Annotated in this window: 15 protein-coding genes and 1 pseudogene; 15 read left to right on the top strand and 1 reads right to left on the bottom strand. The window is 40.3% G+C overall.

The genetic code is table 11. The features are described 5' to 3' along the window. The first annotated feature begins 100 nt into the window (after positions 1-100). The gene (locus LQ226_RS08780; RefSeq protein ID WP_231417441.1) at positions 101-493 is read left to right on the top strand and encodes an FxsA family protein; all 393 of its coding nucleotides are present in this window, start codon (positions 101-103) and stop codon (positions 491-493) included. A 60-nt stretch (positions 494-553) separates the two neighbouring features. On the opposite strand, the gene ytvI is transcribed toward LQ226_RS08780, so the two are convergent. Continuing rightward, on the bottom strand, positions 554-1,687 hold the full coding sequence (gene ytvI, locus LQ226_RS08775) for a sporulation integral membrane protein YtvI (RefSeq protein WP_231417440.1): 1,134 nt from the start codon (positions 1,685-1,687) through the stop codon (positions 554-556). Between the two features lie 125 nt (positions 1,688-1,812). Here ytvI and LQ226_RS08770 point away from each other — a divergent pair, with 125 nt between their 5' ends. The 14 genes and pseudogenes from LQ226_RS08770 to LQ226_RS08705 all read left to right on the top strand — a co-directional run bounded on the left by LQ226_RS08770 (position 1,813) and on the right by LQ226_RS08705 (position 17,733). After that, complete coding sequence (locus LQ226_RS08770; RefSeq protein WP_231417439.1) at positions 1,813-2,286, top strand: DUF441 domain-containing protein; 474 nt, start codon at positions 1,813-1,815, stop codon at positions 2,284-2,286. Positions 2,287-2,634: 348 nt separating this feature from the next. After that, on the top strand, positions 2,635-3,750 hold the full coding sequence (gene citZ / locus LQ226_RS08765; protein WP_231417438.1) for a citrate synthase: 1,116 nt from the start codon (positions 2,635-2,637) through the stop codon (positions 3,748-3,750). Between the two features lie 145 nt (positions 3,751-3,895). Then, positions 3,896-5,167, top strand: a complete 1,272-nt coding sequence (icd, locus tag LQ226_RS08760; RefSeq protein ID WP_231417437.1) for an NADP-dependent isocitrate dehydrogenase — start codon at positions 3,896-3,898, stop codon at positions 5,165-5,167. 24 nt (positions 5,168-5,191) lie between these two features. Next, positions 5,192-6,130 carry a malate dehydrogenase gene (gene mdh, locus LQ226_RS08755; protein ID WP_231417436.1) on the top strand — a complete coding sequence of 313 codons (939 nt, stop codon included), beginning with the start codon at positions 5,192-5,194 and terminating at the stop codon, positions 6,128-6,130. Between the two features lie 87 nt (positions 6,131-6,217). Beyond that, positions 6,218-6,694 (top strand): MaoC family dehydratase, encoded by a 477-nt coding sequence (locus LQ226_RS08750; protein ID WP_231417435.1) that lies wholly within the window; start codon positions 6,218-6,220, stop codon positions 6,692-6,694. A 297-nt stretch (positions 6,695-6,991) separates the two neighbouring features. Further along, entirely contained in the window at positions 6,992-7,699 is a 708-nt protein-coding gene (locus tag LQ226_RS08745) for a response regulator transcription factor (RefSeq protein ID WP_231417434.1), read from the top strand. Beyond that, complete coding sequence (pnpS, locus tag LQ226_RS08740) at positions 7,692-9,446, top strand: two-component system histidine kinase PnpS (protein ID WP_231417433.1); 1,755 nt, start codon at positions 7,692-7,694, stop codon at positions 9,444-9,446. The genes LQ226_RS08745 and pnpS overlap by 8 nt, the downstream gene beginning before the upstream one ends. Before the next feature lie 188 nt (positions 9,447-9,634). Then, positions 9,635-10,615, top strand: coding sequence for an FtsH protease activity modulator HflK (hflK, locus tag LQ226_RS08735; protein WP_370635465.1), 981 nt, complete (start codon positions 9,635-9,637; stop codon positions 10,613-10,615). After that, positions 10,608-11,540, top strand: a complete 933-nt coding sequence (gene hflC / locus LQ226_RS08730) for a protease modulator HflC (RefSeq protein ID WP_231417432.1) — start codon at positions 10,608-10,610, stop codon at positions 11,538-11,540. The genes hflK and hflC overlap by 8 nt, the downstream gene beginning before the upstream one ends. A 105-nt stretch (positions 11,541-11,645) precedes the next feature. Further along, complete coding sequence (gene polA, locus LQ226_RS08725) at positions 11,646-14,279, top strand: DNA polymerase I (protein ID WP_231417431.1); 2,634 nt, start codon at positions 11,646-11,648, stop codon at positions 14,277-14,279. A gap of 14 nt (positions 14,280-14,293) precedes the next feature. After that, complete coding sequence (gene mutM, locus LQ226_RS08720) at positions 14,294-15,121, top strand: DNA-formamidopyrimidine glycosylase (protein WP_231417430.1); 828 nt, start codon at positions 14,294-14,296, stop codon at positions 15,119-15,121. A gap of 33 nt (positions 15,122-15,154) precedes the next feature. Next, positions 15,155-15,838, top strand: a pseudogene (gene ytaF, locus LQ226_RS08715) (sporulation membrane protein YtaF); the annotation flags it as partial. A 12-nt stretch (positions 15,839-15,850) separates the two neighbouring features. Then, a complete protein-coding gene (gene coaE / locus LQ226_RS08710) occupies positions 15,851-16,453 on the top strand; it encodes a dephospho-CoA kinase (protein ID WP_231417428.1) in 603 nt (200 codons plus the stop codon). Between the two features lie 248 nt (positions 16,454-16,701). Then, the gene (locus LQ226_RS08705; protein ID WP_231417427.1) at positions 16,702-17,733 is read left to right on the top strand and encodes a glyceraldehyde-3-phosphate dehydrogenase; all 1,032 of its coding nucleotides are present in this window, start codon (positions 16,702-16,704) and stop codon (positions 17,731-17,733) included. Positions 17,734-17,948: the final 215 nt, after the last annotated feature.

Here is a 17,948-nt window from a genome sequence, read left to right as displayed (position 1 = left end):
ATTGGAAAGGGCCGATGCCACATACCTCTGAGGAGACGTTAGGATTACGAATCGTTTTCATGTATAATGGACGTAAAGTTTATGTGAAAGGGAGATTCTTGTGTTTCGTTGGTTATTAATTTTTATTTTAGTTGTCCCGGCACTTGAGATCGGAGTGCTTGTTTGGGCCGGAAACCTTGTAGGTCCTTGGTGGGTTATCCTGCTCATTATTGCTACAGGGATCCTTGGAGCGTTTTTAGCTAAGAAGCAAGGAATGGAGACGCTCAATCGCGCAAGAGATCATGTACAGCGCGGTATGGTTCCACAAGAGGAGATCTTTGACGGGGTTTGTATCCTAATTGGGGCCGTGGTGTTGTTTACACCTGGTTTTATTACCGACGCAATTGGTTTCATTCTGCTCCTCCCGATCACTCGAATGCCATTAAAACGTTCGCTCCAAAAGGCGGTCAAGCGCATGATGGAGAATGGAACGATTACGATATTTAGAAGATAGAAGAGAAGTTTATGTAAAAAGTCCAGAATTCGATTCTGGACTTTTTTTATTACTTTGTTTTTATAAAGAACTTGTTTTCCCTATAATGTATCCCCATATCTCTTTAAAGACTCCGCTTTGATGAAGAGTATTTATAATGACGAGCGAAACTGGACCAATGATAAGCCCGAGGAATCCAAAGAGTTGAAAGCCTACAAATAAAGCCATTAACGTCGCAAGAGGGTCTAATCCAATGTTTGATGAAAGCACTTTAGGCTCCATCATCTGTCGTTGAATGATTACGATGGTATATAAAATAGAGAGTCCAATAGTGAGAAAATAGTTTCCGGTAAAGAACATGTATACAATCCATGGAACAAATACAAACCCGGTCCCCAAATAAGGAAGGAGGTCCACTGCTCCTGTTAGAATGGCTATGGTTACAGCGTATTCAACCCGTAAGATAAGTAATCCAAGGAGAACAATGAAGGCTGTTATGGAAATCAGTGTGAATTGAGCTTTAACAAAACCAAGAAGTGCTTTTTGCAGCCCGTCAAAAACATTCACACCCGATTCGGCTACTTTAGAAGGAGTGAATTGCTTAATTCTCCTACCAAGCTTATACCAGTCTTTGCTGATAAAGAAGGTGCCAAGCAATGAAAAAATTAACACAGTCGCGAAGTTCGGAAGTTTCTTAAGATAAGAAGGGATGGCGTTTAGAATTTCCCCAAGTAATTCAGCCCCACTTTGGGCAATATTGGCCCCGACATTTTGGATCTGAGTGATGATTTCTTGTTGTTGAGAGGCGTCTAAGGTATTCATAAAGGAAGTCAGTCGTTCATACAGCGGGACAATTTGGTACGTTAATAGGTTTTCAAGGTAAGAGATTAACGTTTTAAAATGATCGGGTAGCTGCATTCCTAGATACGTAAAGCCGTCAATGAGTTCCACTACTAAGAGAGTAATGATCCCGATAATGGCTCCTAGTAAGAGTAAGATCGCAATAAAGACAGCCAGGCTTCTTGGGGTGTGGAGACGCTTTTCTAATACCGTTACTAGAGGGTTAATTAAATAAGCAATGCATAGAGCAATAATAAAAGGATAAAGGTATGTCCATAATAAAAAGGTCGCATAAATAGCTGAGATCAGAATGATTCCAACCAATAGACTTCTTATTACACGAGCTAAAATTAGCCAGACTTGGTCTTGATCCATCTCTTTAACTTTCCTCCTCTATAGAATGGTGAAAGGAACTGCAAATAGAACGCTTTGTTTAAATGAATAGGGGTGTGATAAGATTACATATGGTTTTTGCTTAAAGTAAAGTTGGAGGGGAACAAATGGTTATATCACAGTCTACTATTTTCTTACTTATATTATTCTTATTAGGACTCATTGGAAAAAATCAATCTATTATGATTGCTGTGTACGTGTTAGCTGGATTAAAGCTTTTTAAATTAGATGAGAAGGTGTTCCCGTTCTTTGAATCAAAAGGAATGAGTATTGGTGTGACGATAATCACGATCTCAGTCTTAATTCCTATTGCTACAGGAGAAATTGGTTTTAAAGAACTCGCCGGAAGTGTGAAGTCTTATTATGCTTGGATTTGTTTAGGAGCAGGAATGTTTGTCGCTTTTGTTGCACGGGATGGACTAAGCTTGCTAGCAAGCGACCCACAATTAACAACTGCTTTGATCATTGGAACCATTCTTGCTGTTGTTTTCTTTAATGGTGTTGCCGTTGGCCCCCTTATTGGGGCGGGGATAGCTTATATGGCGATGAAGTTGGTTGATAGTATTGTTAAATTATTCTAATAAAGAAAAAGGGTTAGGGAAGTTCTCATAAGCAGAGAACTTCCTTTTTTATAGATTCAGAAAAAGATAAAATGTTATTAGGATTTTTTGTTTTGTTGGTGAACAGTTAAAGAAATTTAAGGAAAATAGATGTTTTAATCACCTGATTTAAAGGAATAATTCCCATATCCGTTGTAGATTTTTTCAGAAAATTAAACGGTTTCATTTCACAAAAATCTGATATTTGTTTATAATTGTTTATGGGGATGATATCCTGAAAATTTTTTAATAAATATGTTAAGCGTTTTCTTTGATTTTACATAGGGAACGTATACGGGGAAAAAACAGGGAAAAAAGGAGAGAGTATCAATGGCAGCTACAAAAGGTTTAGAAGGGATTATTGCAACGGAATCCTCTATCAGTTCTATTATTGATGACCAACTCACCTATGTGGGGTACAACATTGATGATTTAGCTCAAAATTCTAGTTTTGAAGAAGTGATCTACCTTCTTTGGAATAAGAAGTTACCTACAAAGGATGAGCTTGATCACTTTAAGGGTGAGTTAAATAGAGAGATGGCGATTCCTCAATCAGTGGTCGACCATCTGAAATCATATGATCTGGAATCGGTTCACCCTATGGCAGCGTTGCGCACCGCCGTTTCCATTCTAGGGTTAAACGATGAAGAGGCCGACGTGATGGAAGCAAGCGCAAATAAGCGTAAAGCGATCCGCATTCAGGCAAAAATGCCAGCAATCGTTACAGCTTTTGCTCGTATTCGTAGAGGACAAGAACCCGTTCAACCAAAAGAAGGTTTAAGCTTTGCAGCGAACTTCTTGTACATGCTTAATGATGAAGAACCAAAAGATCTTGAAGTGGAAGCTGTCAATAAAGCACTTGTGCTTCATGCTGACCATGAGTTAAACGCTTCTACCTTTACAGCGCGTGTTTGCGTGGCGACCTTATCAGATATTTATAGTGGTATTACTTCCGCGATCGGGGCGTTAAAAGGACCACTACATGGTGGGGCGAATGAGCGCGTTATGAAAATGTTGACAGAGATTGGCGATGAAGATCGCGCGATCGATGCGATTAAAGAAAAGCTTGAAAACAAAGAAAAGATTATGGGTATGGGGCACCGTGTCTATCAGAACGGGGATCCTCGTGCGAAGCACTTGAAAGAAATGTCTCGTGAACTTACTGAGCTTACCGGAAATTCGAAGTGGTATAACATGTCAGTGAAAATTGAAGATTATATCAAAGAGCACAAAGGGCTTCCTGCCAACGTCGATTTCTATTCCGCGTCTGTTTACCATAGCCTTGGTATCGACCATGACTTGTTCACACCACTATTTGCTGTGAGTCGTGCTTCTGGTTGGTTAGCGCATATTTTAGAACAGTATGACAATAACCGTCTGATCCGTCCACGTGCTGAGTATACAGGGCCAACAGGCCAAACGTATACACCAATTGAAAATCGTTAATCTATGAAACTAGCATAAGGGAGGCTTTTGAGAACGGTATGGCCGACTTAAGTCTACCCTTTTGAACTTTTTTATTATTTGATTTTAGTATTCGTATGATATGATTATAGTGAGAATATTTGCAATGATTTAGGAGGGGTTATCAGTGACACAAGCTGAAAAAATTACAGTAGAAAATGGCGAAATGAACGTACCAAATAATGCTATCATTCCATATATTGAAGGGGATGGAATCGGACCAGATATTTGGGCTGCGGCGAGTAAAGTAATTGAAGCAGCTGTTCAGAAAGCATATGGCGACACTAAATCAATCGAATGGAAAGAAGTTTACGCAGGTCAAAAAGCTTACGATAAGACTGGCGAATGGCTTCCTAAAGAAACACTTGATACAATCCGTGATTACAAAATTGCGATCAAAGGGCCTCTTACAACACCAATTGGCGGAGGTATTCGTTCATTAAACGTTGCTTTACGTCAGGAGTTAGACCTTTTCACTTGTCTACGCCCTGTACGTTGGTTTGAAGGTGTACCGTCACCTGTTAAGCGTCCACAAGATACGGATATGGCGATTTTCCGTGAGAACACAGAAGACATTTACGCAGGTATTGAGTGGCAAAAAGGAACACCTGAAGCGAAAAAGGTAATCGACTTCTTACAAAACGAAATGGGCGTACATAATATTCGTTTCCCTGAAACGTCTGGAATTGGCGTAAAACCGATTTCTGAAGAAGGAACTAAGCGTCTTGTACGTTCTGCAATTGAATATGCGCTTCGTGAAGGTCGCCGCAATGTAACACTTGTTCACAAAGGAAACATCATGAAATTTACTGAAGGTGCCTTCAAAGCATGGGGCTATGAAGTAGCTGAACAAGAATTCGGTGATAAAGTCTTCACATGGAGACAGTATGACGAAATCGTTGAAAAAGAAGGAAAAGAAGCTGCGAACAAAGCACAAGATGCTGCTGAAGCTGAAGGCAAGATGATTGTGAAAGATGCGATTGCAGATATCTTCTTACAACAAATCTTAACTCGTCCAAAAGAATTTGATGTCGTTGCGACAATGAACCTTAACGGAGATTACGTTTCTGATGCACTTGCTGCACAAGTAGGTGGAATTGGTATTGCTCCTGGTGCTAATATTAACTTTGAAACAGGCCATGCTATTTTTGAAGCAACTCACGGAACTGCACCTAAGTACGCGGGTATGGATAAAGTGAATCCATCTTCTGTTATTCTTTCTGGTGTACTTATGCTTGAACACCTTGAGTGGAGAGAAGCAGCAGACCTTATTACTAAAGCTATGGATAAAACAATTGGTAATAAGACCGTAACGTACGACTTTGCTCGTATGATGGATGGTGCTACTGAAGTGAAGTGTTCCGAATTCGGTGATGCACTTATCAAAAACATGGACTAATCTTAGGATTGGAAGGGGATTAATATGGCCATTCAAAGAAGAAAAGTATCCGTTATTGGCGCTGGCTTCACTGGAGCAACAACAGCACTTATGATTGCGCAAAAAGAGCTTGCGGATGTAGTGCTTGTTGATGTGCCCGATATGGAAAAACCAACTCAAGGAAAAGCGCTGGATATGCTTGAGGCTAGCCCTGTGCAAGGTTTTGATGCAGACATTAAAGGGACATCGAACTATGAAGATACAGCTGGCTCTGATCTTGTGATCATTACCGCTGGAATCGCTCGTAAACCAGGAATGAGTCGTGACGACTTAGTCGCTACGAACTCAAAAATCATGAAGACTGTTACAAAGGAAATCGTTCGCCATTCTCCGGAAACGACGATTCTTGTGTTAACAAACCCTGTTGATGCTATGACCTATTCAGTCTTTAAAGAATCTGGTTTCCCGAAACATCGTGTCATCGGCCAAAGTGGCGTGTTAGACACAGCTCGTTTCCGTACTTTCATTGCTCAAGAACTAAACTTATCTGTTAAAGATATTACAGGTTTTGTACTTGGTGGGCACGGAGATGATATGGTACCACTTATTCGCTATTCCTATGCAGGTGGAATTCCACTTGAGAAGCTTATATCTTCAGAACGTCTAGAAGAAATTGTGGAACGTACTCGTAAAGGCGGCGGCGAAATCGTAGGCTTACTTGGTAATGGTAGTGCTTACTATGCTCCTGCTGCTTCCTTAACGGAAATGGCTGAGGCGATCTTGAAAGATCAGCGTCGTGTTTTACCTGCCATTGCTTATTTAGAAGGAGAGTACGGATACAAAGATATTTATCTTGGCGTACCAACCATCCTAGGTGGAAATGGTATTGAAGAAATTATTGAGCTTGACCTAACAGAGGATGAAAGAACTCAGTTAGATAAATCTGCTGACTCTGTTAAAAAAGTTATGGAAGTAGTACAATAAATGTAATCCAAGAAAAGCTGTCCTCGAATTAGGACAGCTTTTCTAATCAAACATAAGAAAACGCTTACATTTTTGGAGGTGGAGAATATGCTTGGCAAGAGAAGAAAGCTTGGCAAAAAAATAAAAGAAGTTACGGTTGGAGAAGTGTACACAGAAACGATGTCCATTGAAGATAAAGATATCTTACTTTATCTCGGATTAACAAGTGATGCCAATCCGTTATACATTCAACATGACTATGCTTCACAGACTCCTTATAAGCGTCCTTTAGTGCCATCGGTAATGCTATACGGAATGGTGTCTTCCCTGGTTTCCTCACACTTGCCTGGCCCAGGATGCCATATTACAGAACAACTGCTTCGTTACCCAACCCCCTTACACCACTATTCAGAAGTAACCATCACGGTCAAAGTAACCGAAGTCAATGAACACGAACATAACGTAAAGCTTCAGGTGCACGGAGAAAACGAAGACAGCGAAGAGGTCATCGCAGGTACCTTAACCGTTACCCCAGCCTTTGAACCAGAATCCATGACAGCTCGCTCACTGGAAAATTTCTATTAAGAAGAATGCTTAAGTAAATCCCTCTATGAAAAATAGAGGGATTTTTATATACATTAAAAATGGGGATTATTGTTAAAAAGTATGTTTATGGGGGGAGGCAGGTTAGATAGAGGGTCGCAGCTAAACGTTTTAACGAATGCAATTCCACATAATGGGGGGAGGATATCTGGGGAATTCCCCCGTTAAATAATTGTAAAGTTATTGTAAAGAAAAGTATGAACTCCCTAAATGTGCTTTTATTAAAACTGTGATTCATTGTATGATGAAGGTAGAAAAAGAAATAGAGGTGGATGCGAGATGGCTCAAAACATTTTAATCGTAGACGACGAAGAATCGATTGTAACGTTGTTAAAATATAATATAGAACAATCAGGCTTTGAAACGGAAGTAGCCTATACAGGTGCTGAGGCCTTAGAGAAAGCTAATGAACAATTCTTTGATCTTATTGTATTAGATGTTATGCTCCCCGAAATGGATGGGATGGAAGTATGTAAGCAACTTAGACAGAAGCAAGTTCAGACGCCTATTCTAATGCTAACCGCTAAGGATGATGAATTTGATAAAGTGTTAGGGCTAGAACTCGGAGCAGACGACTACCTAACAAAACCGTTTAGTCCTCGTGAAGTTGTAGCGCGTATTAAGGCGATCTTAAGACGGTCTGGTATGCGTGAAACAACTACCGAAGAAGATGACAACATTCACATTGCTGACTTAAAAGTCTTTCCTGAACAATATGAGGCGACGGTTAAAGGCGAGTCTCTCATACTGACTCCTAAGGAATTCGAACTTCTTCTCTATCTAACTAAAAATAAAGGTAGGGTATTATCCAGGGATCAATTACTAAGCGCTGTTTGGAATTACGATTTTGTTGGAGATACCCGAATTGTGGATGTTCATATTAGTCACTTAAGAGAGAAGATTGAACCAGACACAAAGAAACCCGTCTATATTAAAACAATTAGAGGCTTAGGTTACAAGATGGAGGATCCTTCTAAAGATGCGTAACAAGTATGATTCAAGACCTTTTTTAACGTATTCCATTTTAGCAATTCTCCTCATGTTAGGTCTTGGTTTGGTCCTGGCTCAACTCACGAAGAATTTCTTTGTTGATGTTATTGAAGAGCGGGTTGAGAATGAAGCTGTTTATCTTTCTGAATTTGTGGAAGATGCCTCAGATTTAAGTACGCTTGAAGAACTTAGTACGCAGCTTGATATCGGCCTTGTTTTTATTTCTGAGAATCGACAAGTTCTTTTAAATACAACGAAGCAAGTATTATCGTTAACTACCGGGGAAGTCGACACGGTAGATTCGTATATGAATACTCAGCAAGCAGGCTTTAGTCCTTTGCATGAGGGATATTTGAAAGACCATATGTTTTTCTATCCTTTCGAAGCGGAAAATAGTGCGTTGAATGGGCAACTTGTACTTGTGCTAAAGATTGATTCTTTAACCCATATCACCAGTAACATTTGGGTAATTATTGGGATTACTCTCCTGGTTGGTATTTTGGTTATGGCAACGCTCGGACGAAATATATTTGAGAAATATATTAAACCGATCCGTTCTGCGTCTAATGTAGCCGATGAGCTTGCAAGAGGGAATTACAGAGCCAGAACCTATGAAGGGAATTATGGAGAGGCAGCTGTACTTACGTCTTCGATCAATGTGTTAGCGCGCAATCTTCAAGAGATGACGATGCAGCAGGAGATGCAGAAGGATCGTTTAGAAGCCGTTATTAATAACATGGGGAATGGGCTTATGTTAATTGATGAGAAAGGGTACATCAATCTTGTGAACCGTGCTTTTTTAGAGCATTTTGGCGATAACGAACAAAAGTACTTAGGGCACTTATATTACGAAGCAGTGGAAGAAGCGGAGATTCATAAAGCTGTTAAAGAAGTATTTATGACAGAAGATAAAGTACGCCATTCCTTCATACTTCCCCTCCAGATCGAACGAAGATTTCTTGAAGTATTAGGGGCTCCAATCTTTAATGAGGCCAATCAGTGGAAGGGTGTTGTTCTAGTTTTCCATGACATCACTGAATTAAAGAATCTCGAACAAATGCGTAAAGACTTCGTTGCGAATGTCTCACATGAGTTAAAGACGCCAATTACGTCTATTAGAGGTTTTTCAGAAACGCTACTTGATGGAGCAATGTCAGATGAAGGCCTAAGGGAACAGTTTATTACGATCATATTGAAAGAGAGTGAACGATTGCAGTCGCTTATTCATGATCTTTTAGAGCTCTCGAAGTTAGAGAAGGAAGAATTCTCATTAAATATAGAGCATATCTCTGTACAATCATTAGTAAAAGATGTTATTCCAATAGTTGAACAACAAGCCAATCATAAAGGCATCGAAATCGAGCAATATGTGGACACTGAAGGGTATATCGACGGGGATTCAGCCCGTTTAAAGCAAGTGGTTATTAATCTTGTGACGAATGCGATTAACTATACGCCAAGTGGAGGAACCATTAAACTCGAATTAAAGAACCAGAAGAATTCTTTCCTTATTTCCGTTACGGATAGTGGGATTGGAATTCCAAAAGAAGATGTACCGCGTATTTTTGAACGATTCTATCGAGTAGATAAAGCCAGAAGTCGAAATTCAGGTGGCACAGGTTTAGGGCTGGCGATTGTGAAGCATATTGTGGAAGCGCATCATGGTACGATTGATGTGGAAAGTGAATATCAAAAAGGAACAGCCTTTCATATTACGTTACCTAAAAAGTTTACAAAACGTTAACATTGAATTAATTATATGTAAATAATTCCTTGATATAGTATCTTTATGAAACCCTTTCATCCAAGGTGTTTTCTTAACTGACGGAGGTCAACCCGCCTCCGTCTTTTTTTTATGTCTTTTTTTAAGAAAGCACCAATTTTCTTCACATAGAATTTTCGGAACCTTTTTCCTCCTTAATTCGTAAATGAATGGAAATAAAAAGAATAGGGGGGATACGGGTGACGTTAAAACAAATCTATACTTGGATCGCTATGGGGGTAGCGGCAATTGTTCTTATTATAGTGGGGATCACAAGTTGGTATACGGTTGATGAATCTGAGCAAGCTGTTATTCTAACGTTCGGAAACGCAGAAGAAAGCATAACTGAACCAGGGCTTCATTTTAAAATGCCTTGGCCCATTCAAGAAGTGGAAAAGCTGTCGAAGGAAACATTTAGTTTGAACTTTGGCTATTCACAGGATGATAAAAGCAATAAGAAGCAGGTCCAAATGATAACAGGTGATGAGAATATTGTACTTGCTGACCTCGTCGTGCAATGGAAGATTGTGGACCCAGCGAAATATTTATATCAATCACAAGATCCTGAACTTGCTTTAAATAACGCTACTTCCGCTTCTCTAAGAAGTATCATTGGTACTTCTGAGATTGATGAGGCCTTAACTTCCGGTAAAGCTGAAATCGAAAATGAAGTCCGTGAAATGTTAATCCGTTTAGTTGAAGATTATAATATTGGAATCTCGGTTAGTGATGTAAAGTTACAAGAGGTGGATCTTCCGGATGAAGAAGTACGCACAGCTTTCACAAAGGTTACGGATGCCCGTGAGACGAGTAACACCAAAAGAAATGAAGCAGAGAAATACCGTAACGAAAAGTACGAAGAAGCATTAGGGGAGAAAGATGCGATTATTTCACGTGCAGAAGGCGACAAGGTAGCTCGCATTGAAGAGGCAAAGGGAGATGTAGCTAAGTTCAATGCTCTTTATGAAGCTTATAAGAAGTCTCCTGCAATAACGAGAGAACGACTCGTTATTGAAACCCTTGAAGATGTGCTCCCGAATGCAAACTTATATATTATGAATGATGATGGGAATACGCTCAAGTACCTACCGATCGGAAAGCCTTCCTCCGTTCAACCAACACCGAAAGAGGGAGGGTCAGATAATGAGTGATGAGAATGTGATGGAAATGGAGAATGAGTCGAATTCAAACTATGGGAAGCGGATGATTAAGATTGGATTAAGTCTTATCATTTTGATCTTATTACTCGTAGCGCTTATCAGTAGTGTCATGATTGTGAAAGAAGGAGAATATAAAGTGGTTCGTCAATTTGGTGAAATTGTAAGAATTGAAGATGAGCCTGGTCTTAAATTTAAACTCCCTCTTATTCAGACGGTTAGTACTCTACCGAAGAAAAAAATGGTCTATGACGTAAATGAGAAAGAAATCAATACCCTTGATAAGAAACGAATGATTATTGATAATTACGCCATTTGGCATATTGTTGATCCTGATAAGATGATTAACAATGCCAGAACCATGATCGGAGCAGAAGCTCGTATGGGGGAATTTATCTTCTCTGTTATCCGTACCGAGTTAGGGCAGATGAACTATGAAGAAATTATAAATGATGAAGAGTCCTCGCGAGGAGACTTGCACAAGCGTATTACTGAACGAGTAAATCAATTACTCGCTCGAGATGAGTTTGGGATTCGGGTGGATGATGTTCGAATTAAACGAACCGATTTGCCCGATGAGAATGAACAAACCGTATTTCGGAATATGATTTCTGAGCGTGAATCAAAAGCTCAAGAGTACCTTTCAAAAGGGGAAGCAGCTAAAAATCGTATTATCGCTCAGACTGATCGAGAAGTTACAGAAATGCTCTCAAAAGCTAATGCTGAAGCTGCAGCTATTCGAGCTGAAGGAGAACAGGAAGCGGCTAAAATTTATAATGAATCGTTCTCTAAAGATGAAGACTTTTACCAATTATACCGGACCCTTGAATCCTACAAGAAAACGATTAATGGGGAAACGACGATCATCCTTCCGCAAGACTCACCATATGCAAGGAACTTAACGGGATATTTTGAATAGACAAAGGGCGACTTTTTCCTTCTATTATGGAACATGATAGAATAAAGGAAACAAGTCGCCTTTTTTTTGTGGAAAAGGTATGCAAACGAACGAAGGAGTGTAGACATGACAAATAAACTGGTTCTTATTGATGGAAACAGTATAGCCTACCGAGCTTTTTTTGCTCTGCCGCTATTAAACAATGATAAAGGTGTACATACAAACGCCGTTTACGGGTTCACAACGATGCTGTTAAAAATACTAGAAGAAGAAAATCCGACACATATGCTTGTAGCATTTGACGCAGGAAAGACGACGTTTCGTCACAAAACTTATGAAGAATATAAGGGAGGTCGTCAAAAGACTCCACCAGAGCTTTCTGAGCAATTCTCTCTTTTACGTGAGTTATTGGATAACTTCCAAATAAAGCACTACGAACTAAACCAGTATGAAGCGGATGATATTATTGGAACGTTTGCGAAGAGGGGAGAAGAGGAGAAGTGGGAAGTCAAGGTCATTAGTGGTGACCGTGATTTATTGCAACTCGTATCGGATCAAGTTTCTGTAGCGCTAACGAAAAAAGGGATCACCAATGTTGAAACATACACTCCTTCTTACTTAGAAGAGAAAATGGAAGTTCGTGCAGATCAGATCATCGACTTGAAAGCCCTGATGGGGGATAGTTCTGATAACATTCCAGGTGTTCCAGGTGTTGGGGAAAAGACGGCTGTAAAACTGCTTAAACAATTTGAGACCTTATCAAACGTATATGAAGGTCTTGAAGAGGTTAGCGGGAAGAAACTAAAAGAAAAGCTTGAATCAAATAAAGAAAATGCTTTTATGAGTAAACAGCTGGTGACGATTAACGTAGATACACCTGTAGAGATTGGATTAGAAGATGTTACGTATACAGGGTATGAATATCAGAAAGTGAGTGCTTTCTTTAGAGATCTTGGTTTCCAATCTCTAATTAGCCGAATCGGCGGAGAAGAGGAAGCGGAGAAAGTCCAGGAGTCTCTCCCTGAATTAAAGGTCACCGTACTCGATGAGGTGAAGGAAGAGCACCTGAGTTCCTCCACAGCTCTTGTAGTCGAAATGCTAGGGGACAACTATCATACCGCGAACATAGAAGGTATCGGCCTTGTTCATGAAAAGGGAGCTTATTTTATTCCTGCCGATGTTGCGGTCGAGTCCGAACTATTTAAAGATTGGGCAGAGAACAGTCAGAATAAAAAAGCTGTTTTTGACGCAAAGAAAACCTCTGTGGCCCTAACGCGTCATGGAATAGAGATCCGTGGTATAGATTTCGATATGTTACTCGCTTCTTATCTAACTAACCCAAGCGAGAACCATCACGACATTCCATCAATTAGTCATCGTATGGGATATAAAGAGATTCAATTTGATGAAGAAGTGTATGGTAAAGGCGCTAAAATGAAAGTGCCTGAAATCTCTTCCTTGTCTAGTCATGTTGCTCGTAAAGCGAATATGCTCTTTGAGCTAAAGTCGGTTATGGAAGAACAATTACAATCGAATGAACAATGGGAACTCTATGATGAGCTAGAGATGCCACTTGCATTAATACTTGGGGAAATGGAACATACGGGTGTAAAGGTAGATGTCGATCGTCTGAAAGAAATGGGAGCAGAGCTTGAGGAGCGCCTCAACCAATTAGAAGCTGAGATCCATGATTTGGCCGGTGAGACGTTTAATTTAAATTCACCGAAACAGCTAGGGCCTATTTTATTCGAAAAGCTTGAACTGCCTGTTATCAAAAAGACGAAGACAGGCTATTCTACATCCGCAGACGTATTAGAGCAGCTAAGTGATCAGCACGAAATCATTCCAAAGCTTCTCCTTTATCGTCAGTTAGGGAAGCTGAAGTCTACGTACATCGAAGGATTGTTGAAAGTAGTCCATGATGATGCGATGATCCATACACGCTTTAATCAAGCGTTAACACAAACAGGACGATTAAGTTCCACAGAACCGAACTTGCAAAATATCCCAATACGTCTTGAAGAAGGTAAGAAAATCAGGCAAGCCTTTATCCCTTCAAAAGAGGGGTGGTACATCTTCGCTGCAGACTATTCTCAAATTGAGCTTCGAGTATTAGCGCATATTGCTGAGGATGAGAAACTGATTAAAGCCTTTAATGATAATGAGGATATCCACACACAAACGGCTATGGATGTATTCCATGTTGATAAAGATGATGTAACCGATCAAATGAGAAGACAAGCTAAGGCAGTTAACTTTGGAATTGTATACGGAATAAGTGAGTATGGACTTTCTCAAAGTCTAGGAATTAGTCGTAAAGAAGCGAAGCAATTTATTGAACGGTATTTAGATAGTTATCCAGGTGTAAAAAACTACATGGACGAAATTGTGCTTGATGCAAAACAGAAAGGGTATGTAACCACCCTCATGAACAGAAGAAGGTACCTGCCTGATATTACAAGTCGTAACTTTAATAGTAGAAGTTTCGCAGAACGTACAGCGATGAACACACCTATACAAGGTTCCGCTGCTGATATCATCAAGAAGGCGATGGTCGATCTCCATCATCGTTTGGAAGAGGAACAATTAAAAGCAACCCTTCTTCTTCAAGTACACGATGAATTGATTCTTGAAGCTCCAGAAGAAGAACTTGGAAAGCTTGAAGAGATCGTCTCTGAAGTCATGCAAAATACAGTTGACTTAGATGTGCCACTGCTTGTTGATTCTGCTAAAGGAACAACATGGTACGATGCTAAATAAAGGAGTGAAAGGCGTTGCCTGAGTTACCAGAAGTCGAAACCATCAAGAAAACGTTACAACATCTTGTAACTGAGAAAACGATTGAAGATGTTGAGGTGTTTTGGGCAAATATAATTCAACGTCCTAAAGACCCTCAAGCTTTTAAAGAACGATTACAGGGGCAAACCATTCACAATTTGAAGCGACGTGGCAAGTTTTTGTTGTTTTATCTTGATACGGACGTGTTGATCTCTCATCTTCGAATGGAAGGAAAGTATGGTGTTTTTCAGGGGAATGAAGAGAGGGCTAAGCATACTCATGTCGTTTTCCGTTTTACAGATGGAACAGAACTCCGTTACCAGGATGTAAGGAAGTTTGGGACTATGCATATCTACCCGATTGGAGAAGAATTTAATAGTCCCCCTTTGGATCAATTAGGACCAGAACCGTTTGACCCGCTGTTTACACCTGACCACTTATATACAAAGCTTAAGAAGACATCAAGACATGTGAAAACGGCTTTATTGGATCAAGTGATCGTAACCGGCCTAGGGAATATATATGTAGATGAGGCTCTCCATCGTTCCTCTATCCACCCAGAGCGGAAGGGGAAAGATGTCACTAAAGCAGAAGCTGTTCGTTTACATGGTGAAATTGTTGCTACCCTTCAAGAAGCTGTTGAGCAAGGGGGGACAACCATTCGCACTTATGTGAATACACAAGGACAGATTGGGATGTTCCAACAGCGATTAAAAGTATATGGTCGTGAGGATGAACCATGCGAACGATGTGGAACTGTGATCACAAAGACCAAAGTTGGGGGCAGAGGTACTCATTTCTGCCTTCAGTGCCAACCAGAGTAAACCCTTGTTAAGACAGTAACAGCGGGTAGGCTCCTTTCATATACTATGCGTAAATATGAGAGAAGGAGCTTACCGGCTATGGCACCATTCACTACCCTCATTCTACTTGCTTTTGCAGTAAGTTTAGATAGCTTTACAGTTGGATTTACGTATGGATTACGGAAAGTAGGGCTTTCGCTACGGGCCATTGGAGTAATTGCTTTGGTTTCAGCGGTTTCATTCTTTTTATCTATGATGATTGGAAAAGTCATTGCCCATTTTCTTTCTCCGCACATTACTGAAATGTTTGGAGGAGGAATCTTAATTGCAATCGGAATTTGGGTGCTTTATCAGTTTTTTCGTACTGATCAACCTACTGAGACCAAAGATCCCAGTTCCTATATATTCAACTTGGAGATTAAATCGCTTGGGATCGTGATTCAAATATTAAGGAAGCCAATGAGTGCTGATATAGATCGTTCAGGATCCATTAATGGAATTGAAGCTTTTCTTTTAGGGATTGCTCTTTCCCTTGATGCGTTTGGTGCCGGTATCGGCGCAGCGATGTTTGGCTTTTCTCCCATTACGACAGCGTTATTAATTGCATTTATGAGTAGTTCCTTTCTTTGGATTGGGTTGAAGTGTGGCTACTGGTTATCTTATTTTAAGTGGGTTCAGCGGTTAACTTTTTTACCAGGGTTGTTACTTATTATTATTGGGATGTTGAAGTTTACGTAAAGGAGGCATTGGATGGGTATTGTTATTGGATTGACAGGAAGTATTGCCACAGGAAAGAGTACAGTTTCTCTTATGTTTGAGGAGTATAATATTCCTGTCGTTGATGCTGATAAGTTATCACGCAAGGTGGTTGAACCGGGGCGTGAGGCTTATAACCAAGTGGTAAGTGTGTTTGGAGAAGGGATTTTAAGAGACGATCGGACGCTTGATCGGAAGGCGCTTGGAGAAATCGTCTTTAATGACGAAGGTAAAAGAAAGCAGCTCAATGACATTGTTCATCCGGCTGTTAGGCAGGAAATGGTTAGAGAGCGAGACCGCTATTTAGACCGTGGGGACAAGGCGGTTGTTTTAGATATTCCTCTATTGTTTGAGAGCAACTTAACAGGCTATGTCGACAAAACTCTTGTCGTAGCGGTAGATGAGGAAGTTCAATTGCAGCGCTTAATGGAGCGTGATGAGAGTTCTAAAGAAGAAGCCCTGAGCCGCATACGCTCGCAATTATCCATAACCGAAAAGGTGCGTATGGCGGATGAAGTTATTGACAATAACGGCTCTAAAAGAGAGACCTATGATCAACTAGAAGCCATACTACGACAGTGGAATATATTATCCTGACCGAAAGAGGTTGTTCTTTTAACAAGAATGACCTCTTTTCTTGTCAGCACAGCTTTTGCTAATCTTATAAAATTCTATAGGTAACCGCTGTAACACCCATTCCTTCTCATTGAATGAGAGAGATGTGCATATAGTTTAATAAAGTTTGGAAAAAAACGCACAATTCACTCCCTAGGAAATCTTTATTGTGTTATACTATTCATGCGAAATAACAATAAAGTGTATCATAAATGAGAGGGGTATGCAGAATGAAGTCACGCGTTGCTATTAATGGTTTTGGTCGAATTGGTCGAATGGTGTTTCGCCAGGCGATTTTAGATAAGCAGGTAGAGGTTGTTGCCATCAATGCCAGCTACCCTCCAGAAACGTTAGCTCATTTAATTAAATATGATAGCGTACATGGTCATTTTCAAGGAGAAGTGAAAGCGCTTGAAGATGGTCTTGAAATAGACGGAAAGAAAGTTCACCTTTTCGCATCACGCGACCCACTTAAGCTTCCTTGGAAAGAGTATGAAGTGGATATTGTTATAGAAGCTACCGGGAAGTTTAAAACGAAAGAAACGGCTGGGCAGCATATTGAAGCGGGGGCTAAGAAAGTTGTGATTACGGCACCTGGCAAAGAAGTCGATGCTACGATTGTTATGGGCGTAAATGAGAGCGTTTACAATGATAAGGAGCACGATGTGTTATCAAATGCTTCTTGCACAACGAACTGCTTAGCTCCGGTTGTGAAGGTGTTAGATGAGCAATTCGGGATCGAGAATGGCCTGATGACAACGGTTCATGCGTTTACAAATGATCAGAAGAACTTAGATAACCCTCATAAAGACTTAAGGCGTGCCAGAGGATGTACACAGTCGATCATTCCAACTTCTACAGGAGCAGCTAAGGCTCTTGGTGAAGTAATTCCCCATTTAAATGGGAAAATGCATGGCATGGCTTTACGTGTTCCAACACCTAATGTTTCCCTTGTCGACTTAGTAGTTGACGTTAAGCGTGACGTGTCTGCAGACCAAATCAATCAAGCGTTCCTACACGCTTCTAAAAATGATTTAAAAGGCATTCTTCATTATTCAGATGAGCCACTTGTGTCGGTTGATTACACAACATCTGAATACTCTTCTATTATAGATGGGCTATCCACAATCGTAATGGATGACCGGAAAGTAAAAGTTTTGGCTTGGTATGATAATGAATGGGGCTACTCTAAGCGAGTGCTAGACCTTGTGAAGTTTGTTGGTACTCATTTAGCTGCACGGAAGGAAGCGCGTGTTTCCTGAAATTCTAACGTGTGAAATCATTTGGATATTCCCCCTTTAGTGTTTTATACTACTAACAAAGCTTACAGCACCACGTTTCTAATTTGGGTGAGTAAAAAAACTTATTGCAAATTACAGGGAAACACTATATACTAACTTTTGAACTTCTGAAATACCGGCGAACCTATGACTGCTTAAAGGGTTAGGACCTCTTAGGACTAACTTGCCCCCGTGGT

Origin of the sequence: Pontibacillus sp. HN14 (assembly GCF_021129245.1) — a bacterium.
In the GTDB taxonomy this organism is placed as follows: Bacteria; Bacillota; Bacilli; order Bacillales; family BH030062; genus Pontibacillus.
Note: the sequence above shows the minus strand (reverse complement) of the source record. Positions and strands in the feature narration are given on the sequence as shown.